The 22510-nt window shown below is 71.4% G+C and carries 25 protein-coding genes; 16 read left to right on the plus strand and 9 right to left on the minus strand.

Going from position 1 to position 22510, the window contains the following annotated elements; genetic code table 11:
• Nucleotides 1–20: 20 nt before the first annotated feature.
• The 4 genes from RMN98_RS14550 (at nucleotide 21) to RMN98_RS14565 (ending at nucleotide 3273) form a co-directional block, all read left to right on the plus strand.
• On the plus strand, nucleotides 21–329 hold the full coding sequence (locus RMN98_RS14550) for an STAS domain-containing protein (protein ID WP_309649537.1): 309 nt from the start codon (nucleotides 21–23) through the stop codon (nucleotides 327–329).
• Nucleotides 330–416: 87 nt separating this feature from the next.
• On the plus strand, nucleotides 417–2414 hold the full coding sequence (locus tag RMN98_RS14555) for a protein meaA (protein ID WP_309649538.1): 1998 nt from the start codon (nucleotides 417–419) through the stop codon (nucleotides 2412–2414).
• Between the two features lie 105 nt (nucleotides 2415–2519).
• Complete coding sequence (locus RMN98_RS14560) at nucleotides 2520–2714, plus strand: hypothetical protein (protein WP_309649539.1); 195 nt, start codon at nucleotides 2520–2522, stop codon at nucleotides 2712–2714.
• Between the two features lie 34 nt (nucleotides 2715–2748).
• Nucleotides 2749–3273: a ferritin gene (locus RMN98_RS14565; RefSeq protein WP_309649540.1), complete on the plus strand. Its 525-nt coding sequence runs from the start codon at nucleotides 2749–2751 to the stop codon at nucleotides 3271–3273.
• A gap of 25 nt (nucleotides 3274–3298) precedes the next feature.
• On the opposite strand, the gene RMN98_RS14570 is transcribed toward RMN98_RS14565, so the two are convergent.
• Both RMN98_RS14570 and RMN98_RS14575 read right to left on the minus strand, forming a co-directional pair.
• Nucleotides 3299–3841 carry a hypothetical protein gene (locus RMN98_RS14570; RefSeq protein WP_309649541.1) on the minus strand — a complete coding sequence of 181 codons (543 nt, stop codon included), beginning with the start codon at nucleotides 3839–3841 and terminating at the stop codon, nucleotides 3299–3301.
• Nucleotides 3825–5705, minus strand: coding sequence for a right-handed parallel beta-helix repeat-containing protein (locus RMN98_RS14575; protein WP_309649542.1), 1881 nt, complete (start codon nucleotides 5703–5705; stop codon nucleotides 3825–3827). The genes RMN98_RS14570 and RMN98_RS14575 overlap by 17 nt, the downstream gene beginning before the upstream one ends.
• 82 nt (nucleotides 5706–5787) lie before the next feature.
• On the opposite strand from RMN98_RS14575, the gene RMN98_RS14580 reads away from it, so the two are divergent.
• Together RMN98_RS14580 and RMN98_RS14585 are read left to right on the plus strand one after the other, a co-directional pair.
• Nucleotides 5788–6672 carry an FAD-dependent oxidoreductase gene (locus RMN98_RS14580; RefSeq protein ID WP_309649543.1) on the plus strand — a complete coding sequence of 295 codons (885 nt, stop codon included), beginning with the start codon at nucleotides 5788–5790 and terminating at the stop codon, nucleotides 6670–6672.
• A 46-nt stretch (nucleotides 6673–6718) separates the two neighbouring features.
• Complete coding sequence (locus RMN98_RS14585; RefSeq protein WP_309649544.1) at nucleotides 6719–7798, plus strand: ATP-binding protein; 1080 nt, start codon at nucleotides 6719–6721, stop codon at nucleotides 7796–7798.
• A gap of 7 nt (nucleotides 7799–7805) precedes the next feature.
• On the opposite strand, the gene RMN98_RS14590 is transcribed toward RMN98_RS14585, so the two are convergent.
• From RMN98_RS14590 to nucS, 3 genes are all read right to left on the minus strand, one after another.
• A complete protein-coding gene (locus RMN98_RS14590) occupies nucleotides 7806–8411 on the minus strand; it encodes a DUF952 domain-containing protein (protein ID WP_309649545.1) in 606 nt (201 codons plus the stop codon).
• Entirely contained in the window at nucleotides 8377–8718 is a 342-nt protein-coding gene (locus tag RMN98_RS14595; protein ID WP_309649546.1) for a hypothetical protein, read from the minus strand. The genes RMN98_RS14590 and RMN98_RS14595 overlap by 35 nt, the downstream gene beginning before the upstream one ends.
• 74 nt (nucleotides 8719–8792) lie before the next feature.
• Nucleotides 8793–9470: an endonuclease NucS gene (gene nucS, locus RMN98_RS14600; protein ID WP_309649547.1), complete on the minus strand. Its 678-nt coding sequence runs from the start codon at nucleotides 9468–9470 to the stop codon at nucleotides 8793–8795.
• Nucleotides 9471–9494: 24 nt separating this feature from the next.
• Here nucS and RMN98_RS14605 point away from each other — a divergent pair, with 24 nt between their 5' ends.
• From RMN98_RS14605 to RMN98_RS14620, 4 genes are read left to right on the plus strand one after another with little or no spacing between them, the layout of a single operon-like run.
• Entirely contained in the window at nucleotides 9495–10052 is a 558-nt protein-coding gene (locus tag RMN98_RS14605) for a GNAT family N-acetyltransferase (RefSeq protein WP_309649548.1), read from the plus strand.
• Nucleotides 10053–10095: 43 nt separating this feature from the next.
• The gene (locus RMN98_RS14610) at nucleotides 10096–11898 is read left to right on the plus strand and encodes a 3-hydroxybutyryl-CoA dehydrogenase (protein ID WP_309649549.1); all 1803 of its coding nucleotides are present in this window, start codon (nucleotides 10096–10098) and stop codon (nucleotides 11896–11898) included.
• Nucleotides 11899–11954: 56 nt separating this feature from the next.
• Entirely contained in the window at nucleotides 11955–12518 is a 564-nt protein-coding gene (locus RMN98_RS14615) for an RNA polymerase sigma factor (RefSeq protein WP_309649550.1), read from the plus strand.
• Nucleotides 12515–13510, plus strand: a complete 996-nt coding sequence (locus RMN98_RS14620; RefSeq protein WP_309649551.1) for a hypothetical protein — start codon at nucleotides 12515–12517, stop codon at nucleotides 13508–13510. Before RMN98_RS14615 ends, RMN98_RS14620 begins: the two co-directional genes overlap by 4 nt.
• Nucleotides 13511–13514: 4 nt before the next feature.
• Here the strand turns inward: RMN98_RS14620 and RMN98_RS14625 are convergent, their stop codons facing one another.
• Both RMN98_RS14625 and RMN98_RS14630 read right to left on the minus strand, forming a co-directional pair.
• Nucleotides 13515–14015 carry an SRPBCC family protein gene (locus tag RMN98_RS14625; protein ID WP_309649552.1) on the minus strand — a complete coding sequence of 167 codons (501 nt, stop codon included), beginning with the start codon at nucleotides 14013–14015 and terminating at the stop codon, nucleotides 13515–13517.
• A gap of 140 nt (nucleotides 14016–14155) precedes the next feature.
• Nucleotides 14156–16051, minus strand: a complete 1896-nt coding sequence (locus tag RMN98_RS14630) for a S8 family serine peptidase (RefSeq protein WP_309649553.1) — start codon at nucleotides 16049–16051, stop codon at nucleotides 14156–14158.
• Between the two features lie 69 nt (nucleotides 16052–16120).
• Here RMN98_RS14630 and RMN98_RS14635 point away from each other — a divergent pair, with 69 nt between their 5' ends.
• Together RMN98_RS14635 and RMN98_RS14640 are read left to right on the plus strand one after the other, a co-directional pair.
• Nucleotides 16121–16882: an endo alpha-1,4 polygalactosaminidase gene (locus RMN98_RS14635; protein WP_309649554.1), complete on the plus strand. Its 762-nt coding sequence runs from the start codon at nucleotides 16121–16123 to the stop codon at nucleotides 16880–16882.
• 51 nt (nucleotides 16883–16933) lie between these two features.
• Nucleotides 16934–17734 carry an alpha/beta hydrolase gene (locus tag RMN98_RS14640; protein ID WP_309649555.1) on the plus strand — a complete coding sequence of 267 codons (801 nt, stop codon included), beginning with the start codon at nucleotides 16934–16936 and terminating at the stop codon, nucleotides 17732–17734.
• Nucleotides 17735–17741: 7 nt separating this feature from the next.
• Here RMN98_RS14640 and RMN98_RS14645 read toward each other — a convergent pair whose 3' ends face one another.
• Nucleotides 17742–18284 (minus strand): CGNR zinc finger domain-containing protein, encoded by a 543-nt coding sequence (locus RMN98_RS14645; protein ID WP_309649556.1) that lies wholly within the window; start codon nucleotides 18282–18284, stop codon nucleotides 17742–17744.
• 38 nt (nucleotides 18285–18322) lie between these two features.
• On the opposite strand from RMN98_RS14645, the gene RMN98_RS14650 reads away from it, so the two are divergent.
• From RMN98_RS14650 to RMN98_RS14665, 4 genes are all read left to right on the plus strand, one after another.
• Nucleotides 18323–19291 (plus strand): DMT family transporter, encoded by a 969-nt coding sequence (locus tag RMN98_RS14650; protein ID WP_309649557.1) that lies wholly within the window; start codon nucleotides 18323–18325, stop codon nucleotides 19289–19291.
• 10 nt (nucleotides 19292–19301) lie between these two features.
• Nucleotides 19302–20084, plus strand: a complete 783-nt coding sequence (locus RMN98_RS14655; protein WP_309649558.1) for a class I SAM-dependent methyltransferase — start codon at nucleotides 19302–19304, stop codon at nucleotides 20082–20084.
• Nucleotides 20085–20249: 165 nt separating this feature from the next.
• The gene (locus RMN98_RS14660) at nucleotides 20250–20765 is read left to right on the plus strand and encodes a SigE family RNA polymerase sigma factor (protein ID WP_309649559.1); all 516 of its coding nucleotides are present in this window, start codon (nucleotides 20250–20252) and stop codon (nucleotides 20763–20765) included.
• On the plus strand, nucleotides 20752–21849 hold the full coding sequence (locus RMN98_RS14665) for a hypothetical protein (RefSeq protein ID WP_309649560.1): 1098 nt from the start codon (nucleotides 20752–20754) through the stop codon (nucleotides 21847–21849). The genes RMN98_RS14660 and RMN98_RS14665 overlap by 14 nt, the downstream gene beginning before the upstream one ends.
• Before the next feature lie 16 nt (nucleotides 21850–21865).
• Here RMN98_RS14665 and RMN98_RS14670 read toward each other — a convergent pair.
• On the minus strand, nucleotides 21866–22510 hold a 645-nt coding region (locus tag RMN98_RS14670; protein WP_309649561.1), incomplete at its 5' end, for an AI-2E family transporter.

Below are 22510 nucleotides of genomic sequence, written 5' to 3' on the forward strand. Positions count from 1 at the left end.
ACTCGGGAGGACGGCAGACCATGGACATCACGACCGACGGCCCGGCACTCATGTTGAGCGGCGACTTCGACGTGCGCAGCACGTGGGAGGTCCGCAACGCGATCTACGACCACCTGCGCGCCCACGACTCCGACGTCGTCGTCGACCTGACCGGCGTCTCCACGGTGGACCACACGGCCCTCAAGGTGCTGGCGATGGCGACCCGCAACGCCACCCGTGAGGGTCACCACCTGACCCTGCGCGGCTGCGGCCCGGCCGTGCGCCGGATGCTGCACATCTCGCGCCTCATCCGCGTCGTCGAGCTCGAGCGGGAACGCGTCCCTGCCTGAGGGCCCCGGCACGGCTCGCGGCCCCATGTCGGATAAGCCACACCGAGACCCGTTACTTCTGGGTAGCCGACGACCTACCCTCAGGGCATGACCGAGAAGGATCGCCCCTGGGTGATGCGCACGTACGCCGGCCACTCGACCGCTGTCGCGTCCAACGCGCTCTACCGCACCAACCTCGCCAAGGGGCAGACCGGTCTCTCGGTCGCCTTCGACCTGCCGACCCAGACCGGCTACGACCCCGACTCGCCGCTCGCGCGTGGTGAGGTCGGCAAGGTCGGCGTCCCGGTGCCGCACCTCGGGGAGATGCGCAAGCTCTTCGACGACATCCCGCTCACCGAGATGAACACCTCGATGACGATCAACGCCACCGCCATGTGGCTGCTCGCGATGTACCAGGTGGCGGCCGAGGAGCAGAACCCCGACCTCACGCCCGAGGAGGTCGCGGGCCAGCTGGCCGGCACCACCCAGAACGACATCATCAAGGAGTACCTCTCCCGGGGGACCTACGTCTTCCCGCCCGAGCACTCCCTGCGCCTCATCGGCGACATGATCTCCTACACGGTCCACCAGATCCCCAAGTGGAACCCGATCAACATCTGCAGCTATCACCTGCAGGAGGCCGGCGCGACGCCGACGCAGGAGCTGGCCTACGCGCTGTGCACCGCGATCGCCGTGCTCGACCAGGTCCGGGGCTCCGGGCAGGTCTCCGAGGACGACTTCGAGAAGGTCGTCGGCCGGATCTCCTTCTTCGTCAACGCCGGGGTCCGCTTCATCGAGGAGACGTGCAAGATGCGCGCCTTCGTCGAGCTGTGGGACGAGATCACCCGTGAGCGCTACGGCGTCCAGGATCCCAAGATGCGCCGCTTCCGCTACGGCGTGCAGGTCAACTCCCTCGGTCTGACCGAGGCGCAGCCGGAGAACAACGTGCAGCGCATCGTGCTGGAGATGCTGGGCGTGACGCTCTCCAAGAACGCCCGCGCCCGCGCCGTGCAGCTTCCCGCCTGGAACGAGGCGCTCGGCCTTCCCCGCCCGTGGGACCAGCAGTGGTCACTGCGCCTGCAGCAGGTGCTGGCATTCGAGTCCGACCTGCTGGAGTACGACGACATCTTCGAGGGCTCGGTCGTGATCGAGGCCAAGGTGCGCGAGCTCGTCGACGGCGCCCGCGCCGAGATCGACCGGGTGCAGGCGATGGGCGGTGCGATCGCGGCCGTCGAGTCCGGCTACATGAAGCAGGAGCTCGTGTCCGCGCACGCGGCTCGGCGCGGCCGCATCGAGAACGGCGACGAGAAGATCGTCGGCGTCAACATCTACGAGACCACCGAGCCGTCGCCGCTGACGGCCGACCTCGACGGCGCCATCATGGCCGCCGACCCGCAAGCCGAGCAGTCGGCGCTGACCTCGGTCGAGGAGTGGAAGGCCGCCCGCGACGAGTCCGCGGTCACCGCGGCGCTCGCCGCGCTCGCGGCCGCCGCCAAGACGACCGAGAACCTGATGGCCGCCACGCTGGTCGCCGCCCGGGCAGGCGCCACCACGGGGGAGTGGGCCGGCACGCTGCGCGAGGTGTTCGGGGAGTTCCGCGCGCCAACCGGCGTGAGCGGGGCAGTCGGCGTCGCGGAGGCAGGCGCCGAGCTGACCGCCGTACGCGAGAAGGTGCGCAGCACCGGCGAGGAGCTTGGCGGACGTCTGCGCCTGCTCGTCGGCAAGCCGGGCCTCGACGGTCACTCCAACGGTGCCGAGCAGGTCGCGGTGCGAGCCCGCGACGCCGGCTTCGAGGTGATCTACCAGGGCATCCGCCTCACCCCGGAGCAGATCGTGTCGGCCGCCGTGGCCGAGGACGTCCACTGCGTCGGCCTCTCGATCCTGTCCGGCTCGCACATGGAGCTGGTGCCGGCCGTCCTCGACGGTCTCCGCGAGGCGGGGCTGGCGGACGTGCCGGTCATCGTCGGCGGGATCATCCCCGACTCCGACGGTCGCCGGCTCAAGGAGCTCGGCGTCGCCGCGGTCTACACCCCCAAGGACTTCGGCCTCACCGAGATCATGAGCGGGATCGTCGACGTGATCCGGCAGGCCAACGACCTGGCCTGAAGCACCTGGCCTGACGCACCTGGCCTGACGGTGGGAGCCGTTCCGGTCCTGGGATCTGGATCACTTTAGGTAAGGCATGCCTAAGGATTCTGCTACGCTGCCGTCATGGGAAAGTCCAAGGGTGCGACGCGCAAGCTCCCCAAGACCGAGTGCTGCGTCTCCTCGTCGAAGTGCGGCCGTTGCCCGCTCCGGATGCTCAGGGAGGGCACGCTGCCCGACGGGTACACCGTCAAGAAGCGCAAGCTCGTCCGCGTGGACGGCAAGAAGCTGACCAAGAAGAAGCTCGCCAAGGCCGCCTGACCCGGTCCCGCGACGACGACCAGGAGACCACCAGGTGCCCGCACCCCGTTTTGCCGACCAGCTCAACACCCAGATCGGTAACGAGCTCGCCGCCCACAGCCAGTACCTCGCGTGCGCCGTCTACTACGACGCGCTGACGATGCCCCAGATGGCCGCGTTCTTCTACGGCCAGGCGCTCGAGGAGCGCGAGCACGCGCTGATGATGGTGCAGTACCTCCTCGACACCGACGCCGACGTGGTCGTGCCGGGAGTCGAGGCCCCGGTCAACGGCTTCGACGACGTCGTCGCTCCGGTCGCCCTCGCGCTGGCCCAGGAGAAGCGGGTCACCGAGCAGATCAACGGCCTGCTGCGGATCGCTCGCGAGGAGAGCGACTTCGCCTCCGAGCAGTTCATGCAGTGGTTCATCAAGGAGCAGGTCGAGGAGGTCGCCACGATGAGCGACCTGCTGGCCGTCGTGACCCGCAACCGCGAGGACGTCGAGGACATCGAGGAGTACGTCGCTCGCGAGCAGAGCGCCGAGGGTGCCGACCCGACCGCGCCGCGGGTCGCCGGCGCCTGATCGCGCACGATCTCGTCCGTCCGTCTCAGCCTGGCGGCCGCGAGGTGGCCGTCGAGTTGGGGCAGAACGCCTCGCGAGGGGAGCCGGTGTGGATCTCCTCCGGCAGCGCGACCTCGACGACGTCGTCGAAGAGACCGGCCTGTCGGGTGCGCACCGCGATGGTGGTGACGAACGACCCGGCTCGCGACGACAGGGTCTCGCACCCGCCCATCGTCAGCGACAGCGTGACCTCCCCTGACTCACCCGCGCCGATCGAACGCCGCGTGAGACCGGCCAGGCCGAAGAGGCGGGGATCGGCCTGCTCCTCGTCGAGGCCCAACACCGTGACCGGGAGGCGCGAGTCGTTGTCCAGGCGGAAGGTGTAGCGCAGCGTCCCGCCGTCGGCGTAGCGCACCTGGCGCACCGTGCGATCGGCGACCTGGAAGACCGCGCTGGCCTCGGTCCCGGTCACCGAGACCGGTCCACCGGCCACGAGATCGGGGGTGCTGCGCGCCAGCGCCACGGTCGCGCCGCCGGCCATGAGGGCGAGGACGGCGACGACGACCAGAGCGCTACGCAGCGCGCGCACGACGACGACGTCCCAGTCCCAGCAGGAGGAGCAGGCCTCCCGCGGCGGCGAGCAGGGGAGCACCACCGGCGCTCGCGTCGACGGCCCGCGACGGGGCGGGCGCGGCGGCGGTGACCTCGCCCGTCGTACGGGCGGAGGAGGGGCGCGACGGGCTGTCGAACCAGTTGCAGCCCGCGGGGTGGCGCAGGACCGGGTCGGCCCGGTCGTACTGGCTGCAGGTCAGGAAGCCGGCGTCCTTGACCGTCATGCCGGGCAGGAAGACCGAGCCGCCGGCCGCGCAGCTCGCGGGCGGGAGGACGAAGTTGTCGTCCTGGCTGCCGTCGGCGTAGACGTTCCGCTCCCAGCAGTTGCCGACCCCTTGGTCGTCCCACCAGTGGTCCATCCCGTTCTCCAGGACCCGTCCGTCGGGCGTCGAGCCCATGTGGTTGGCGAAGGTGTGGTTGTCGTTGGAGGTGTCGTAGAGCTTGCGGGGGTCCATCTCGTCGCGCAAGGGCGCCGGCACCCAGAACTGCATGGTGCCGAAGCGCCAGTTGTCGTAGATCCAGTTGTGGTCGGTGGAGTTGGAGTTGCCGCCGGCGATGAGGACCCCGGTGCCCACGGGGGTGGGCACGACGGGACACACGGCACCGTCGATGTAGCCACGCTCGGGCATCGGGCGGTCGCACACGCCCGTGTCGACGTAGTCGGTGTACCAGTTGGTGTTGTTGCGGAAGATCTCGTTGTTGTTCCAGCGGGCGTGGTCCTGCGGCAGGCCGGGGTGACCGGGGAAGAGCGAGTCCGTGGCGATACCCGTGGCGTTGTCGTAGAACTTGTTGTGGTGCGCCCACACCGAGTTGCCGGCGGTGCCGGAGTAGCCGAGCGTGTTGTGGTGGCTGCGGTTGTTGCGGATCTCGATGGCGTAGCGCGTGACCTCGAAGTTCGGGTTGTCGGCGTTGAGGTCGGAGGCGGAGCCGGGGTAGATGCCGGAGTCGCCGTTGTAGTAGGCGTCGGAGCGCTGGATCAGGCCGTGGTCGCTGGCGAAGGCGAGGATGCCGTACTCGTCGTTGCCCCGGGTGCGCAGCCGATCCAGCACGAACCCGTCGGTCTCGAGGACGTAGATGGCGTTGAACTCCGCCTGTTGCAGCGTCATGTTGGTGACGTAGGCACCGCCCGCTCGGTCGAGACGGATGGCGTTGAGCTTCTGGAAGTCGTTGTCGATGACCACGTCGGACATGCGTCGACCCGTGCCGACGATCTGGGTGCCGCAGAACTGGCTGTCGCAGGCGATCGAGCTGTTGCCGGGCGTCTTGTCCCCGAAGACGGAGATCAGGTTGAGGTTGGAGAAGCACCGGCGCTGGTCGGCGTAGGACAGCGCGATCGGGTCGGTCTCGTCTGCCGCCGCAGCCTGGCCGTCCGGGGCCGGCGTGCCAGGGGAGGAGATGGAGCCGATGTACTCGGAGCTGAGCAGGGGTGCGTCCGACTGCGTGCCCAGGTGCGAGCAGTAGTCGCTGCGCCGCCGCTGACCCCACTTGCGCTCCTCGTAGACCCCGGGCAGGACGTAGACCGAGGTCCGTCGCCGGGTGATCGAGCGGACCGCGTCCTGGATCGAGGAGAAGCGACACTGCGGCAGCAGTCGCAGGTTGCGCTGCTTGGCCGCACCGGCCGGCATGGCCCGGATGCGACGGGCGCTCTCGTCCCCCTTGCACACGACGCGCTTGCGCGGGTTGTCGTAGCCCAGGAACGCCGGGCGGGCGCCGTTGCCCTTCGGGAAGACGGCCGGCCGCTCCTCGTGGGCACCGGCTGGGCCGCCGCTGAGGGTGAGGGCAGTGCCGACCAGGGCAGGGACGACCAGGAGGGTCAGGAGGAGTCGCACGATCCGGGACATGGGGGACCTTTCGTCGTCGGCCCAACGACGACCCTGTGACCTGGGTTACGCCGACGTCCCACCGATGGGGGAGACTCGAGCCATGAGCCGCGTGATCGTCGTGGGGGCAGGAGTCGTCGGCCTGTCGTGTGCCGTGCGCCTGCTCGAGGCCGGGCACAGGGTCGACGTCGTCGCGCGCGACCTGCCCCGGGAGACGACCTCGGCGGTCGCCGCCGCGATCTGGTACCCCTACCGCGCCCTGCCGCAGGACCGCGTCACCGCCTGGTCCGCCACGACGTACGACGAGCTGGCGGCCCTGGCGCTCGGCGCACCGGAGTCAGGGGTGCGGATGGTCCCGGGGACCGAGGTCGTCCCGGCCGCGACCCCCGACCCGTGGTGGGCCTCGGCGGTGCCGACGCTGTCGCGCGTCGAACGGGGCTGGAGCTTCGTGGCCCCGGTCGTGGAGATGCCGGTCTACCTCGGCTGGCTCGCGGGCCGCGTCGAGGCGCTGGGCGGCACGTTGACGCGGCTCAACCTGCGGGTCCTGCCTGACGGGGGAGACCTGGTGGTCAACTGCTCCGGGATCGGGTCTCGGCTCCTCGCGGCCGACCACGGTGTGACTCCCGTGCGCGGTCAGGTGGTCTACGTCGACCAGATGGGCCTGGACCGGTGGTGGCTCGACGGCGACGGGCCGACCTACGTGGTGCCGCGCGAGCACGACATCGTCGTCGGGGGAACCGCGGAGGAGGGCGACTGGAGTCGCACCCCGTCGGCGCAGACGGCAACGGCCATCCTGGAGCGGGCGAGCGACCTCGTGCCCGAGCTGGCGCTCGCCCGGGTGCGCGGGCACAAGGTCGGGCTGCGGCCCGCCCGGCCCGTCGTGCGGCTGGAGCGCGAGGGGCGGGTCGTCCACTGCTACGGCCACGGCGGCTCCGGCGTGACGCTCAGCTGGGGCTGCGCCGCCGAGGTGGCCACCCTGGCCCGGTGAGGGTGTTGCGAGGACGGGTCAGGTCGGCCGGCAGTAGGGTCGTGACGTGCAGGAGACTCGACTGGATGCTGCGCTGCTCGGGAGGCTCCTGGACGCGGCCCCCGACCCCACGGTCGTGGTCGACGAGAGCGCGACGATCGTCCTGGTCAACCAGCAGGTGGCCCACGTGCTCGGCCACGACACCGGGTCCCTGGTCGGGCGTCCCCTCGAGGTGCTGGTCCCCGACGGCCTGCTCGAGGTCTACCGGGGCTGGCGCGACGACGTCCGGGCCACGGGGGACCTGGGACCTGCCCTGCCGGCCCGCGAGGTCACGGTCCTGCACCGCGACGGCCACGTGGTCCCGGTCGAGCTGACGCTGTCGAGCCTGCGCGCCGACGGCGCGCTGCTGGTGTCGGTCGCGGCCCGCGACATCACCGAGCGCAAGCGGCTCCAGCAGGACACCACCCGCCTGCGCGAGGACATCATCGCGACCGTCTCCCACGAGCTGCGCACCCCGCTGACGTCGATCATCGGCTACGCCGAGCTGCTCGAGGACCTCGAGGAGGACCAGCTCGGCGCCCGGGCCCGCCAGATCGTGTCGGTGATCCAGCGCAACGCCGCGCGCGAGCTGCGCCTGGTCGACGACCTGCTCACGCTCGCCTTCCTCGACGACGAGCGACACCAGCTCACCCTGACCCCGGTCGACCTGGTCGAGGTGGCGCGCCGCGTGCTGGTCGACCGCGGGCCGCTGGCGGCCGGGGCCCAGCTGGAGGTGCGCTTCGAGGTCGAGCAGGTCCTGCCGGTGCTGGGCGACTTCCTCCGGCTGGTGCAGGTCACCGAGAACCTCCTCGGCAACGCGTTGAAGTTCACCGAGCCCGGTGGCACCGTCACCCTGCGCGTCGGTGACGCGGGCGCGATGGCGCTGCTCGAGGTCACCGACACCGGGCGCGGGATCTCGCCCGAGGAGATGCCACACCTCTTCAAGAGGCTCTACCGCGGGCCGGACGCGGTCGTCGCGCAGACGCCCGGTGCCGGGCTGGGACTGCCCATCGCGCAGACGATCGTGCAGGCCCACGGCGGCCGGATCGACGTCACCAGCGAGGTGGGCGTCGGCACGTCGTTCCTGGTGTACCTGCCCTACGCCTGACGACGGGTCAGCGGCGGCGGTGGACCACCACGGCCGCGCCGACACCGGCCACGAGCCCGACGAGCAGCCCGACGGAGGCGCCGAGGTCGGGCTCGACGGCCGAGCCGACGAGGGCGCCGAGCACCGCGACGCCCATGACGAGCAGGGCCAGCACCACCCGTCGTACGACCTCGGCGAGGAAGACCTGGGAGAACGTGGCCTCCTCGCCGTCCGGTGCGACCGGGCGGCCGTCGAGCGGGATGACGGTGACGACCGCGTCGGGGGAGAGCGGGCCGTAGACGTGGGGGAACGTCTCAGCGCTGTCGGCGACGGGCTCCTCGACCACGGGCACGGAGAGGCGGTCGGTCTCGATCACCAGGAGCACGAGGGGCTCGGTGACGTCGGCGTAGAACCGGTCGCGCACGCCCTGCCACTGGTCGCCGCGACTGGCGTGCAGGAAGCCCTCCTCGGCGAGCGTGCGCCCGATCGTGGAGGTCGTGTAGGACCCCGAGACGCGGGCGGCCTCCCAGTCGACCCGGGTCGCGATGTGGAAGATCCGCATCAGAGCGGGCGGCGCGAAGGGGCGTCGGCTGCGCAGGTCACGAAAGCTCGGGAAGGCGCCGGACGAGCTCATCGAGCATCGTGTCGATCCGGTCGAAGCGGCTGGTGTGCTCGGTGAGGGTGCTCTCGGCGCCGGCGAGCAGGCTGGTGTGCTCGGTGAGGGTGCTCTCGGCGCCGGCGAGCAGGCTGGTGTGCTCGGTGAGGGTGCTCTCGGCGCCGACGAGCAGGCTGGTGTGCCCGGTGAGGGTGCTCTCGATCCGGTCGAAGCGGCTGGTGTGCTCGTCCTGGGTGGAGCGGACCTCGGTGACGAGCTCGATTAGCGACTCCGTGTCGTTCTCGAGCCGGGTCACCCGTCGGCCCATGCCGGGATCGGTCGTCATGGCTGTCACCGTATGCCGGTTGCTCGCACGCCGCCACCGCGCCCCGCGTGCCTGTGGACAGCAGCGCCCGACGCTCAGAAGAGGCGGTGCGAGGGGTCGTCGAGCCCCCGCAGCGCGTCGTAGTCGACGATCGCGCAGGCGATGCCGCGGTCCATCGCGAGCACGCGCGCCTGGGGCTTGATCTCCTGGGCGGCGAAGATGCCGCGGACGGGGGCGAGCAGCGGGTCGCGGTTGAGCAGCTCGAGGTAGCGGGTGAGCTGCTCGACGCCGTCGATGTCGCCGCGGCGCTTGATCTCGACGGCCACGCTCGAGCCGGCGGCGTCGCGGCACATCAGGTCGACGGGACCGATGGCGGTGGGGAACTCGCGGCGCACGAGGCTCAGCCCCTCGGACAACGTGGCGGGGTGCTCGGCGAGCAGCTCCTGGAGGTGCTTCTCGACGCCGTCCTTCTGCAGGCCCGGGTCTACGCCGAGGTCGTGGGAGGAGTCGCTGATGATCTCCTCGAGCAGGATGCGCAGCGTGTCGTCGGTCTTGGGGTTGGTGACGATCCACTCGACCTGGCCGTCCTCCGTGGTGCCCTCGCGCAGCGTGCACGGCGGCGACATCCAGTTGAGCGGCTTGTAGGAGCCGCCGTCGGAGTGCACGAGCACCGACCCGTCCGCCTTGATCATCAGCACCCGGGTCGCCAGGGGCAGGTGGGCGGTCAGCCGACCGGCGTAGTCGATCTGGCAGCGCGCAACGACGAGTCTCACGGGCGACGAATCTACAGTGGGGCCGTGCCGTCCCTGGAGCCCCGCCATGTGGTCCGCCATGCCCGCGCCGCCGACCTGCGGCGGATCGCTGCGATCGAGGACAGCGGGCTCCCTCTCTTCGAGGAGGGCTTCGGGGACCTGAGCGGCGACGCCCTCGCCTCGCCCGCCGAGGAGGGCCGCGACCGCATCGAGGTGCCGGGCTTCCTCCTGGTCGTGGGGGAGGTGGGGGAGCCGGTCGGCTTCGCCCACGTCGTGTACGCCGAGGGGCTGGCGCACCTGGCCCAGCTCTCGGTGCTACCGAGCAGGGCGCGGGAGGGCCTGGGCAGCGCGCTGGTGCGCCGGGCGCTGGTCGAGGCGTGGCAGGACGGCTTCGACGCCGTGTCGCTCACGACCTACCGCGACGTGGCGTTCAACGGTCCTTTCTACGCCCGCCTGGGCTTCGAGGAGGTGGGCGAGGACGAGCCGTTCCTGCGGCGTCAGCGCGACGAGGAACGGGCCATGGGCCTCGACCGGCACGGTCCCCGGGTGGTCATGCGGGCGCGTCTGGGACGACCGACCCGGCGCCACGTTACCGGTGGGTGAACTAACGCTCCCGACCTCTGCGGGCCGTGGAATGATGCCCGCCATGACGAGCACGCCTGAGACATCTGCCCGCACCTTCCGCACGATCGGCGTCGTCGGTCTCGGCACCATGGGTGCCGGCATCGCCGAGGTCTTTGCGCGCAACGGCTTCGCCGTCGTGGGCGTCGAGCTCAACGACGAGGGCGTCGCCCGCGGCCGCCAGCACCTGGAGAACTCCACGGGACGGGCGGTGAAGCGCGAGAAGCTCACCGAGGCCGAGCAGGCCGAGCTCCTCGGGCGCATCACGTTCACCACGGAGCTGAAGGACCTCGCCGAGGCCGACCTCGTGGTCGAGGCCGTCGTGGAGTCCGTCGAGACCAAGAAGTCGATCTTCAAGGAGCTCGACGCGATCGTCGCCCCCGACGCGATCCTCGCGACCAACACCTCCTCGCTGTCGGTCACCGAGATCTCGACGGCCAACTCCTCGCCGGGTCGCGTCATCGGCGTGCACTTCTTCAACCCCGCGCCCGTGCAGAACCTCGTCGAGATCATCAAGACCGTCGTGACCGAGCCGGCCGTGCTCGACGACGTGAAGGGCCTGGTCGCGCAGGTCGGCAAGAGCCCGGTCGTCTGCGGCGACAAGGCCGGCTTCATCGCCAACACGCTGCTCTTCGGCTACCTCAACCACGCCGCCTCGATGTTCGAGGGCAAGTACGCCTCGCGCGAGGACATCGACGCCGCCATGCGCTTCGGCTGCGGCTACCCGATGGGCCCGCTGGCGCTGCTCGACCTGATCGGTCTCGACACGGCCTACGAGATCCTGGAGACGATGTACCGCCAGGGCCGCGACCGCCTCCACGCGCCCACCCCGATCCTCAAGCAGATGGTCACCGCCGGCCTGCTCGGTCGCAAGACCGGCCGCGGCTTCTACACCTACGAGGGTCCGGACACCTCGGCCGTCGTCGCGGACGACAAGACCCCGTCGGCCGACGAGAAGCCCGAGCTCAAGCACGAGATCACGCAGGTCGGCGTCGTCGGCACCGGCACGATGGCCAGCGGCATCGTCGAGGTCTTCGCCAAGGCCGGCTACGACGTGCTCTTCGTCGGCCGCAGCGCCGACAAGGTCGCGGGCGTCACTGCCGCGATCACCAAGAACTTCGACAAGCAGATCCAGCGCGGCCGCGCGACCGAGGAGACCAAGACAGAGGTCCTGGCGCGCGTCAGCGGCACCACCTCGCTCGACGACCTGGCGTCCGTGGACATCGTCGTCGAGGCGATCGCCGAGGACCTCGCGATCAAGACCACCCTCTTCGAGAACCTCGACGAGATCTGCAAGCCCGGCGCGATCCTGGCGACCACCACCTCGAGCCTGCCGATCATCGCGATGGCCAAGGTGACCAAGCGTCCCCAGGACGTCATCGGCATGCACTTCTTCAACCCGGCGACGATCATGAAGCTGGTCGAGGTCGTCTCGACGGTCTCGACCTCCGAGGACGTCACCGAGAGCACCCAGGCGCTGTGCGCCAAGGTCGGCAAGGTCGCGGTCTCCTGCGGCGACCGGGCCGGGTTCATCGTCAACGCGCTGCTGTTCCCCTACCTCAACGACGCGGTCAAGATGCTCGAGGCCCACTACGCCACGGCCGACGACATCGACCTCGCGATGAAGCAGGGCTGCGCGCTGCCGATGGGCCCCTTCGAGCTCCTCGACGTGGTCGGCAACGACGTGTCGCTCGCCATCCAGCGCGAGCTCTACCTCGAGTTCCGCGAGCCCGGCTTTGCGCCGGCACCGCTGCTCGAGCACCTCGTCACCGCGGGCTACCTCGGCCGCAAGACCAAGCGCGGCTTCCGGGACTACAGCGCGCGCTGACCGGCCCTGCGGGGACGGCCTGCAACGCTCGGCCCCGTGCCGGACATGAGCAGGTCGTGAGCGAGCGCCAGGAACGGTTCCGACGGTTGTATGCCGGGCAGTTCGACCCGCTGCTGGGCTATGCCCTGCGGCGGGCCGACCGACCCGAGGACGCGGCCGACGTCGTGGCCGACACGTTCCTGGTGGCCTGGCGACGCCTGGACGACGTGCCCGACGGGGACGAGGCGCGGCTGTGGCTCTACGGCGTCGCGCGCCGCACCCTGGCCAACCACCGGCGCGGCGATGGTCGACGCTCGGCGCTGGGGGAGCGACTGCGCCAGGACCTGGCGTCCGCCGTGCCCGACCACGCCCCTGCGGTCACCGAGCAGGAGACCGTGCGCGCGGCCCTGCTACGGCTGGCCGACCGGGACCGTGAGGTCCTGGAGCTGGCGGCATGGGAGGGCCTGGAGCCGCGCGAGATCGCGGAGGTGCTCGGCATCTCGCCGATCGCCGTGCGCAGTCGGCTCTCGCGCTCGCGGGCCCGGCTCCGTGCCGTGATGAGCGAGGCCGGCAACGATGTCGCATCACCCGGACATGTCCCCAACAGACACTCGCAGCTCGTCCGGCAGGAGGACCGATGACCGACCCCGCGCCGAGGATCACCGACGACGAGGTGGCCGCACTCCCGGTCCACGCCGGACGGGCCGACCTCCTGGAGGACCTCATGGCCACCCCCGTCATCGACCGCACCGAACTCGTCCGGCCTCGCGCGCGCCGGCTCACGCCGACGTGGCTGGCGATCCCCGCTGCAGCGGCCGCGATCGCCGCGATCGCTGTCGTCCCGGCCCTGCGCGGGGACGACGGGCCCAGGCCGGGCCCCGGCTCGTCGGTCTCCGAGGCCCCCGCCGCAACGGACGGCGAATACCTCCGGCTCGACGCCCGCGGCTGGAAGGTCGACGACGTCGGCGAGTCGGGAGGGCTGCTCTCCGTCTCCTTCGAGAAGGGCGACCTCACGCTCGAGGTGAACGAGTATCCCGCCGAGAGCTACCAGTCCTACTACGACGACCGTCTCGACGTGAGCTCGGCGCGGCAGAGCACGCTGCTGGGACTGGCGTCCTCGACGTTCACCTACTCCGCGCGCGACCACGCCACCATCCGGCCGGCCGAGGGCGACAGCTTCGTCGAGGTCCGGGCGGACGGGATGGGTCTGGCCGACTACGAGGAGCTCCTGGGGCGGCTCGAGGCGACCGACGTCGCTGGCTTCGCCGAGATCGTCCCGCCCGGCACCCTGACGCCCGCGACGCGTGACAGCGACGTCGCACGTCTCCTCGAGGGGGTGAGGGTGCCGGAGGGCTTCACCGCCGCCGACGTGGAGGCAGACGGCTTCCTCGACGCCTACAACGCGATGACGACGGTCGCGGGCGCGGTCGGCTGTGCCTGGCTGGAGGCCTACGACGCGGGCGACGCCCCGGCCAGGCAGGAGGCGCTCAGGGCGCTCGACGGCAGCCGCGACTGGCCGTTGCTGGTGGAGCAGGAGGCCGTCGGGGACTATCCCGAGGTGTTCTGGACCCTGGCCGGCGACCTGCGCGCCGGCGCCCGCGGGGCCGAGTTGCACGGCGCGATCGGCTGCTGAGTCCTCAGGCGTGCGGGTAGCCGCGACGCACGGTGCGGTCGAGGATGCCGAGGGTGCCCCGCAGGGCACCCTCGGAGATGACCGGGCAGATCCCGGCATCGCGCCACTCGGGGGCGATGTCGGACCAGTCGTAGAACGACGTCACCAGCGTGCCCGCGGGCTCGTCGTCAGTGGCGTCGGCTGGCTCGAGGCGGTAGCCGTAGACGTGGCCGATCTGGGGACGCACCCGCCCGAGGATGGTCCAGGAGATGAGCCGGTCAGGCTCGAAGTCGCGGATCGTGACCGTGACGTCGTAGCGGCCCATCTCCGGGAAGTCGCCCAGCGCCTCCCGGTCCATGTGGACGGTGAAGGAGTCGCCGGCCTTGCCCACGGGCTCGCCGGTGCAGTCCTGGAGCATCCCGGAGGAGTCGATCGCCACGTGGCCGTGCGGGTCGCACAGCAGCGCGAAGACGTCCGCGGCAGGGGCGGCGATGCGGCGGGTGCTCTCGAGGCGGGTGTCGGTCACGAGCGTGATCATCCCAGCCTGGGCTGATGGTCGCGCGGAGGACCACCCTCGCGGGCGCCGAGCGGACGATCACCACCCCATGAGGCGATCATCCGCTCGGCATCCTCGCTGCCTGGCCTAACGCGTCAGCCGGGCCGGGGTTACGCCCGCCCGCGCAGCTGGGCCACCTGCAGGAACACGACCCGGCCGTTGACCGAGTCACTGTCCACCGTGTCGGGGTCGGAGGCGGCGTAGTCGCCGGTGACCTCGACGGTGTAGCGGCCCGGCGTCAGGCCCCTGACGAGGGCAGTCGCGATGCCGGTGGCGTAGAGGACGTCGGTGCTGGTCGTGCCCACGACCTTGCCCGCGGCGTCGCGTACCGTGCCGGTGAAGCTGGCCAGGTTGGCGGCTGTGCCGGGCGTCGGGTAGACGAGCGCGACCTTGAGGGCCGTGGAGCCCTTGGCCAGGGTCACCGTGCGGGTCCGGGTGTAGGAGCCGCCGAGGGAGAGAGCCGGCGCCGCCTCCTGCCACAGGTCGGAGCGCGTCACCGCCCAGGAGTCCTGGGCCAGGAGCCGGGCGGTGGCCCGACGCTGCGCTGCGGCCAGCCGGGACTTCCAGTCAGGGGAGCGCACGAGCGCGACCGCCCGGTCGAGGTTGACGTGGCCGTAGCCGACCTGCGAGGAGGACAGGCGCTTGCCATCGGCGAGCATGGGGGTGGCGGTCGCGGTGAGAGCCTGCTGGACCTGGGCGACGCTCAGGCGTGGCTTGGCCTGGGTCAGCACCGCGGCGGCCCCGGCGACGTGCGGCGAGGCCATCGACGTGCCGGACGCAGTCGCGTTGCCGCCCTGCGGGCAGGGACCGATGACCGAGCCGGTGCTGTCGCAGGTGGAGGAGATGTCGACGCCGGGTGCCGACACGTCGGGCTGCGTGTTGCCCACGCGGTCGCCGACGAAGACGGTGTGGCCGCCGCGGCCGATCGGGGCCGCGCGGCCGTTGTCGAGGGCCAGGCCGTTGGAGGAGAAGCTGCCGCGCTCGCGCTCCAGGTCGCTCGCCGCGACCGAGAGCACCCAGGGAGCCTGGTTGAAGGGGCTGACGCTGGCCTCACCGTCCTCCGAGCCGGAGTTGCCGGCGGCGAAGACCACGACGGCACCGCGCTTCGCGACCGCCTTGGTGGCGACGTTGACCGGGTCCCGCGGGTCGAACTGGCGGAACGAGTTGCCCCAGGAGTTGTTGACCACGTCGATGCCCAGCATCCCGGGCTGGTCGAGCATGTAGTCGAAGGCGGTGACCACGGCGGTCGTCGTGATGACCGCACCGATGGCGAAGCAGGCGAGCTCGGCGTCGGGCGCGACGCCGAGGTGCTCGGGACCGGACGTGCCGTCGGCGGCGATGATGCCGGCGACGTGCGTGCCGTGGCCGCTGCCGAGGTCGGTGTTGCTGTAAGGGCCCTTGTCGAGCGGGGCGACGATCGTGGGGCTGGTGCCGGCGTTAACGTACTCCGGGCTGACCAGGACCACGTTGGTCGTGATGTGGTCCGCGAGGTCGGGGTGGGTCCCGTCACAGCCGGAGTCGACGACGCCGACCGTGACGCCCTTGCCGGTCAGGCCCTTCGCGCGCAGCGCTCGGGCAGCCTCGGGGGAGGACGAGACGACGTCGGCGGACGCGGTGTCGAGGTAGTCCAGCTCCTCGTCGGGGTAGACGTCGAGGCCGATCCCGCTGGACACGGCGCTCACCAGCTGGGGCACGGTGCCGGCGACCAGGGCGAGCGGCAGCCGCTCCATCGGCTGGACGACGAGACCCAGGGCCCGCAGGGCGGCGACCTCGGCGCCGCTCGGCACCGAGTCGAAGGTGACGATGGCCCGGTTGCCGTAGGTCCCCGCGGCAAGGAGGCGGTCGAGACCGACGTGGGTCGCGCGGAGGGAGGTGAGGCTGGTCGTGGCGGGGGTGGAAGTGGTGGCTCCCGTGGCGGCGGCGGTCGCGGTGGCACTGCCGGCCAGGGGGAGCGCGACGGCGGCGGCGCAGGTGAGCGCGGCCATCCGTGAGCGCAGGTGCGACATCGGATCCCTTTCGTGGACTGGCCTGCTAACGCGCCTCCGCCCGTCGGGGTTACGACGTACCGTGCCTGCATGAGGCGTCTTGCGGTGATCGGTGTCCTGCTGGTGCTCGCGGTCGGCGCGTCGGGTCCGTCGTACGCCGTCGAGGGACTGCCGGTCGGGACCGACGTGGACTACCAGCTCGGCGGTGACCGCGACGCGCCTGCGCACGTCGGGATCGTGGTGCGCGACCGGACCTCGCAGATCCAGGAGGGGCGCTACAACGTCTGCTACGTCAACGGCCTCCAGACCCAGCCCGACGCCCGTGGCTTCTGGCGCCGGCACTGGTGGCTGGTGCTGAAGAGCGACGGCCGGCCGGTCGTCGACGAGGCGTGGGGCGAGTGGCTGCTCGACGTCCGCACCGCGGGCAAGCGCCGGGCGCTCGCCCGGATCGTCGGGCGCTGGACCGCCGGGTGCGCGGCCGACGGCTTCGCCGCCGTGGAGTACGACAACCTCGACTCCTTCACCCGCAGCGGTCGGATGGTCACCCGAGCGCAGGGTCTCGCCTTCGCCCGGCTCCTGGTGGCGCGGGCGCACCGCGAAGGCCTGGCGGCCGGGCAGAAGAACCTCGCGGGCTACGACGGCACCGGGGTCGGCTTCGACTTCGCGGTCTCCGAGTCGTGCGCGCAGTACGACGAGTGCGACGCCTACGTCGACGACTTCGGCGACCAGGTGCTGATGGTGGAGTACCGCCTGCGGGACTTCCACGAGGCCTGCCGTCAGCACGGCGACGAGGTGGCGATCGTGCTGCGCGACCTGGACCTCAGCCCCGACGGGGTGCACCGCTGGTGCTGAGCGGGGTCGGGGCCTGAGGGTCGGGGCCAGGACGGTGGATAGCCTGACGTGGTGAGCCAGAAGATCCGCGCCAACTCGGTCCTGCCCGCGCGACGCGAGCGGCTGACGCTCGAGACCGCCGACGGCCTCGGGCTGGTCGCGGAGCTGGCACTCCCGGTCGAGGGCGAGCCGGTCGCGACGATCATCTGCCTGCACCCGCTGCCCACGCACGGCGGGATGATGGACAGCCACGTCTACCGCAAGGCGGCCTTCCGGCTGCCTGCCCTCGCAGGCGTCGCGGTCCTGCGCTTCAACACCCGCGGCACCTGGAGCGAGCAGGGCACCAGCGAGGGTGCCTTCGACAACGCGGTGGGGGAGCGCTACGACGTCGCTGCCGCGATCGAGTACGCCGAGTTCCACGACCTGCCGAACATCTGGCTGGTGGGCTGGTCCTTCGGCACCGACCTCACCTTGATGTACGGCCTCGACCCCGCCATCCAGGGCGCGATCCTGCTCAGCCCGCCGCTGCGCTTCAGCGAGCCCGAGCACCTCGAGCCGTGGGCGGAGTCCGGGAAGCCCGTGCACGCGTTCGTGCCCGAGCACGACGACTACCTCCAGCCCGCCGAGGCCCGCGAGCGGTTCCGCGCGATCCCGCAGGCCGAGGTCGTCGGCTTCGACGGCAGCAAGCACCTGTGGGTCGGCGACGCCGAGAAGGTGCTCGACGAGATCGTGCGCCGGGTCGCGCCCGGGGTCGACGTGCCGCTGCCGCGCGAGTGGGACGGGCCGATGGAGCTGGCCGACACCTCGGCGTACAACGCGCACAACCTGGCGGCCTATCGCGACGTTCCTGTGCCTGGCCCTGCCCAGACCTGAGCGAGCCTCAGCCGGCGGTGGCCTGGCGGGCGCGGTAGGCCGCGACGGCGTTGCGGTTGCCGCAGGGCGTCGAGCAGAAACGGCGCGAGCGGTTGCGGGAGAGATCGAGGACGACGCCGTTGCAGTCCTCGTCGGCGCAGTGACCCAGGCGTGACATCTCGTCGGCGCGGATGACGTCGATCATCGCCATCGCGGTCTCCACCAGGATGCGGGTGGCGAGCGGAGCCTCGTTGTCGACGGCGTGCAGGTGCCAGTCGAAGGGCTCGTGACGCACGAGCTGGGGGAGGGCCCGGCCCTCTCGGAGCATGGTGTTGACCAGGTCGACGGCATCGTCGCGCTCGGCGGTCAGGAGCTCGCGCAGACGCGTCCGCAGGGTCCGGATGGTGTCGAGCTCGGCCCGGTCGGCGTCGTGGCGACCGGTGTAGGAGAACTCGTCGTAGAAGCGTTGCAGGTCCGCGACGGTCGCCAGGGTGTCGTCGGCCGGGTCCTCGGTGTTGACCAGCGTGACAGCAGCCTGGAGGGACATCTCGGTGTCATGAGCGAAAGTCACATTGACAGGTTACTGCACGAGCCCTACCGTCATGACCCATGACGACCTTGACTCGTGACGACGCCGCGACGGCCGGTGCGTCGCGCACCGTCACCGGGCTGCTCCTCGCGTTGCTCTCCGCGGTGACCTTCGGGCTCTCCGGCGCGCTCGCGCGTGGCCTCCTCGACACCGGCTGGACCCCGGGCTCGGTCGTCCTCGTGCGCATCGGGCTCGCCGCCCTCGTCGTCGCTCCCTTCGGCTACGTCGCGCTGCGGGGACGCTGGGACCTGCTGCGCGCCAACCGTGGGCTGGTCCTCGTCTACGGCCTGCTGGCCGTCGCCGGCGCGCAGTTCTGCTACTTCTCCGCCGTCGGCTACGTGCAGGTCGGTCCGGCGCTGCTGATCGAGTACACCGCACCGGCGGCCGTCGTGGTGTGGCTCTGGCTGCGCCATGGTGAGCGTCCGGGTGCGCTGACCCTCGTCGGTGCGGGCCTGGCGGCGCTGGGCCTGGTGCTGGTCCTCGACCTGGTCAGCGGCGCGGAGCTCAACGTCGCCGGGGTCCTGTGGGCGCTCGGCGCCATGGTCGGCTGCGCGGTCTACTTCGTGATCTCCGCCGACGAGGACAACGGGCTGCCGCCGCTGGCGCTCGCCGCCGCGGGCCTGGTGATCGGCGGGCTCTCCCTGGGGCTCCTCGGCCTGGTCGGGCTGCTGCCCATGACGGCCACCACGCAGGACGTGACCATGGCCGGCTCCTCGGTCGCCTGGTGGGTCCCGCTGGTGCTGCTCGGCCTCGTGACGGCCGCCATCGCCTACGTCTCGGGCATCGCGGCCAGTCGACGACTGGGGTCGCGCGTCGCGTCGTTCGTGGCGCTGACGGAGGTCGTGATGGGCGTGCTGTGGGCGTGGCTGCTCCTCGACGAGCTGCCGCGCCCCGTCCAGCTCGTCGGTGGACTGCTGATCATGGCCGGCGTCGTCGCGGTCAAGCTCGGGGAGCGGTCGGTCCCGACCACGCCGGAGCTGCCCGCGTAGGTTCGGCCCCATGACTCGTGACCGGCCCCGCGCGCGGCCCCGCGAAGGGCCCCGCGAAGGGCCCCGCGATTGGGATGCCACCACCTACGACTCACTCACGCTGCCCCACGAGCAGTGGGGTCGCGGCGTCCTCGACCGGCTCCGGTTGACCGGTGACGAGGTGGTGCTCGACGCGGGGTGCGGCACCGGCCGCGACGCCGCCGCGCTGCGCGGCCGCTGGCCCGACGTACGGCTCGTGGCGCTGGACGGCTCGCAGCAGATGCTGGACGTCGCGCGCACCCGGCTGGGGGACAAGCGAGTGTCCTACGTGCACGCCGACCTGATGGAGCCGCTGCCGGTCGACGAGCCGGTCGACGCGGTGATGAGCGTGGCGGCCTTCCACTGGGTGCCCGACCACGAGCGGCTCCTTGCGCACCTCGCTGCGGTCATGCGTTCGGGAGCCCGGTTGGTGTCGGACTGCGGCGGTCGCGGCAACGTGGCCGACGTGACGCGGGCGATCGCGTCGGTGACGGGGGAGGCGCCGTCCGACTGGGAGTTCGCCGACGACGTCGCCACCCGGTCCCGGCTCGAGGCGGCCGGCTTCGACGTCGAAGACGTGCGGCTGCGGGTCGACCCGTTCCGCTGCGACGACCCAGCGGTCCTGGAGACCTACCTCGCCACCGTCGTGCTCGGCTCGCACCTCGACGAGCTGCCGGTCGACGAGCACGAGGCGTTCGTGCGCGAGGTGCGGGTGGCGCTCAGCGCGCCGGTCGTCGACTACGTGCGTCTCGAGATCGAGGCCGTGCGGCGCTGAGCATCTGAGGGAGGTCTCTCGGCGGGTGGTCAAACGATTGACCACCCCTCATGCCAGAAGGTCCGCGGCACGGCACGGCACCTGCGTCCGCTCGCGCGTCCGTCGTGCGTGGATGGAGCCGTGAGCACGCGAGCGACCAGACGCGAGCGACCAGACGCGAGCGACGTGTCGTTCGACGAGTGGGTCGACGCACGCGTGCCGGCACTGCTGCGCTTCGCCTTCCTCGTCACCGGCTCGCAGCACGACGCCGAGGACGCGGTGCAGGCGGCACTGACACAGGCCTGCGAGAAGTGGTCGAAGGTGAGCCGTGCCGACGACCCTGATGCTTACGTACGCCGGATGGTCGTCAACGCCCACGTCTCGCGCTGGCGTCGGGCCGGTCGCCGTGAGCTGTCGGTCGCTGAGGTGCACGACACGGCACTCACCGACGTAGCCGAGGGCGTGAGCACGTCCGACGCGGTCTGGCGGGTGTGCTCAGCGTTGCCGCGACAGCAGCGCGCGGCGGTGGTGCTGCGGTTCTACGAGGACCTGGACTACGACGAGATCGCGGCCGTGCTGGGGGTCTCGCAGGTCACGGTCCGGGGCTACGTCCACCGAGCGCTCGCCGCGCTGCGCGCCCTGCTGACCGACCCGAACGACCCGAACGACCCGAGCGAGGAGCACGACGATGGACGACGCTGAGCTGGAGCGGGCTATGCGGGACGGGCTCGAACGCCGTGCGGCGCTCGCCGACGACTCGGTCCCTGTCACCGACCGGGCGAGGACCGCAGCCCGACGTCGGCGCGGTGGGCGCATCGCGATCGGGCTTGTCGCGGCCTCGGTCGCTGCCGTCTCGCTGGTCGGCGTCGTGCTCGACGACGACCCGTCGAGGCCGAGCACATCCGCGAGCGACGGCGGCTCGGCCGCGGATCCTGGCGCGGCCGGCTGGCGCACGGAGTACTGGGCCGACCTCGCCGTCGACGTGCCTGCTGACTGGGGATGGGGGTCGGCTCCTCCCGTGTGCGGCCCGCGTGCGAGCCGCACGGTGGACGGTCGACGTGTCGTCGCCTTCGATGAGGCGGTGCCCTACGTCGGCCGCCCACTCGCCCAGACGGACATGTGCGCGAGCCTGGACGGCCCGCCACCTGCCCCCTACGTCTGGCTGGGCGCCGACGTCGAGACCGGCACGGTCGATCTGGGCGACGACTGGGTGCAGGAGACCGTCGAGGTCAACGGCAGCCGGCTGACCGTCGCCACCGACGACCCCGCCCTGCGCGCGCGGATCCTGGGCTCGGCCCGAGGGGGAGCGGCCTGCCTCTCGGAGGTCGAGGTGAGCGGCACGCTCGACCACGATGGGGGAGTCGACGCCACCCGGCAGCCCAGCGGCCTTCGCGTGTGCGTCTACCGGACCACGGAGGCGGGCGAAGCCGTGGCTCGTCTGGCCTACGCTGCCGTCCTCGGAGCCGCGCGCCTCGCGAGCTACCGCGCTGCGCGGGGCGCCGGGGAGCAGCCGCGTGACCAGTGCCCGAGTGCTGATGTCGTCGAGAGCGAGTGGGTCGTGCTCGAGCAGGTGACCGACGACGGCACCGTCACCGACCGCGACGTCGTCCATCTGGTGTGTCCGGGCATCGACCTCGAGGGCGCCGACCTCGGCGGCTTCGAGACCGTCCGGCTCATGCCGGAGATGGTGGCGCCGTGGGCCGTCGGCGGCGTGCCCGCAGTGGTCTACGGCCCGTCGGTCAGCAGCCCGGGCTTCGCCGACTATGTCATCGGCGGTCTCGGGTGACTCGTCGGGGACCCTCCTACCGCGCGTCCTGCCGTCGTACGACGACCTCGCGCAGGATCAGCAGGATGGCGGCCGCGGTGGGGATGGCCAAGAGCGCGCCGACGACGCCCAGCAGGCCGGCGCCGACGAGGGCCGCGATCACGATGACCGCGCCGGGCAGGTCGACCGACTTCGACATCACCCGCGGGTAGATCACGTAGTTCTCCACCTGCTGGTAGATCAGGAAGAAGATCGCGCAGATGATGCCGGTCTTGACGTCGGTGGCGAAGGCGATCGCGGTCACGATGACGGCGCCGAGGGTGGCGCCGATCATCGGGATGACGTCGAGCAGCGCCACCACGAAGGCCAGGGCGACGGCGTACTCGCCCAGGCCGACGGCGAAGAGGAACACCAGCGAGGAGATGCCGGCGCAGAGCGCGACGATGAAGGCGCCAGAGACGTAGCCGCCGACGTTGCGCACGATCTGGTCGCCCAGCAGCGAGACCCGGTGACGACGCGAGGCCGGTGCCAGGCGGTAGAAGGCGTTCTTGGTCTTGTCGAGCGAGCTCAGGAAGTAGAGCGTCAGGACCAGGATGATGAACGCGTTGAACAGGGCGCCCAGGATCTTGAGTCCGACCCCCAGCACGCCGCCGAAGATGCCGCTCAGGAAGTCGCCGTTGGC

The organism is Nocardioides sp., assembly GCF_031397825.1.
GTDB lineage: Bacteria > Actinomycetota > Actinomycetes > Propionibacteriales > Nocardioidaceae > Nocardioides.

Excerpts from the sequence above, each read along its gene's own strand:
- RMN98_RS14550 (WP_309649537.1), top strand. The coding sequence starts at position 21 with ATGGACATCACGACCGACGGCCCGGCACTCATGTTGAGCGGCGACTTC.
- RMN98_RS14555 (WP_309649538.1), top strand. The coding sequence starts at position 417 with ATGACCGAGAAGGATCGCCCCTGGGTGATGCGCACGTACGCCGGCCAC.
- RMN98_RS14560 (WP_309649539.1), top strand. The coding sequence starts at position 2,520 with ATGGGAAAGTCCAAGGGTGCGACGCGCAAGCTCCCCAAGACCGAGTGC.
- RMN98_RS14575 (WP_309649542.1), bottom strand. The coding sequence starts at position 5,705 with ATGTCCCGGATCGTGCGACTCCTCCTGACCCTCCTGGTCGTCCCTGCC.
- RMN98_RS14580 (WP_309649543.1), top strand. The coding sequence starts at position 5,788 with ATGAGCCGCGTGATCGTCGTGGGGGCAGGAGTCGTCGGCCTGTCGTGT.
- RMN98_RS14590 (WP_309649545.1), bottom strand. The coding sequence starts at position 8,411 with ATGAGCTCGTCCGGCGCCTTCCCGAGCTTTCGTGACCTGCGCAGCCGA.
- RMN98_RS14595 (WP_309649546.1), bottom strand. The coding sequence starts at position 8,718 with ATGACGACCGATCCCGGCATGGGCCGACGGGTGACCCGGCTCGAGAAC.
- RMN98_RS14610 (WP_309649549.1), top strand. The coding sequence starts at position 10,096 with ATGACGAGCACGCCTGAGACATCTGCCCGCACCTTCCGCACGATCGGC.
- RMN98_RS14620 (WP_309649551.1), top strand. The coding sequence starts at position 12,515 with ATGACCGACCCCGCGCCGAGGATCACCGACGACGAGGTGGCCGCACTC.
- RMN98_RS14630 (WP_309649553.1), bottom strand. The coding sequence starts at position 16,051 with ATGTCGCACCTGCGCTCACGGATGGCCGCGCTCACCTGCGCCGCCGCC.
- RMN98_RS14635 (WP_309649554.1), top strand. The coding sequence starts at position 16,121 with ATGAGGCGTCTTGCGGTGATCGGTGTCCTGCTGGTGCTCGCGGTCGGC.
- RMN98_RS14650 (WP_309649557.1), top strand. The coding sequence starts at position 18,323 with ATGACGACCTTGACTCGTGACGACGCCGCGACGGCCGGTGCGTCGCGC.
- RMN98_RS14655 (WP_309649558.1), top strand. The coding sequence starts at position 19,302 with ATGACTCGTGACCGGCCCCGCGCGCGGCCCCGCGAAGGGCCCCGCGAA.
- RMN98_RS14665 (WP_309649560.1), top strand. The coding sequence starts at position 20,752 with ATGGACGACGCTGAGCTGGAGCGGGCTATGCGGGACGGGCTCGAACGC.